Below are 608 nucleotides of genomic sequence, written 5' to 3'. Positions count from 1 at the left end.
TCCGGCGCTCAAACTACCCGGAACACGACATTTCTATTTAGCGGAAACCCGACATTTCTATTTGGGACCTACACAAGTGTCAAAGCCAGATTCAAATGTCCGCGTGCCGGCCAAGTTCAAATGTCCGCTTTTGCGGGGTTAGCAATCTGTATCTCTGGGGTTCAGCTCACGCAGTGTCGAAGGATGGCGCCTGAAGCGGCAGGGCGCTTACGCCTGTTCCACTGTCCCCTGCAGAGCGCCGGCCAGGTTTGCGAGGCTGAAGCTGCTCCTTTCTGAAGCTGCTCCTTTCTTTGTTCACCCAGCTCCACGATCACCTGTTCGACATCGACCTGCGTAAATTCGCGTTGCTTCTTTTTGCCCGGTGAACTGCCGGCAGCCTTGGTTGCGGCACCGAGATGGGCCCGCGAGGGCGCCTTGCCGATGCGGCGGTTGTCACGTTGCGCCTGGATTGCCTGCGCGACCTGAAGGACATGACCCAGACGCTTGTGCTCAACGACCACACCCTGATCAATTTCCGCGAGCCGGTCGTATTGCCGGTACGGCAGCACCCGGTCATCCGCCCGGATCTCGATCCGGCCGTCCGGATACTCCCAGACCTCGATATACCG

Annotated in this window: 1 pseudogene; it reads right to left on the bottom strand. The window is 58.7% G+C overall.

Features of this window, described 5'->3' with window-relative positions:
* Nucleotides 1–161 precede the first annotated feature (161 nt).
* Nucleotides 162–608: pseudogene (locus J8I87_RS44130) on the bottom strand (hypothetical protein); the annotation flags it as partial.

The organism is Paraburkholderia sp. LEh10, from assembly GCF_017814945.1.
Classification (GTDB): Bacteria; Pseudomonadota; Gammaproteobacteria; order Burkholderiales; family Burkholderiaceae; genus Paraburkholderia.
This window is presented reverse-complemented; position numbering and strand designations above follow the sequence as displayed.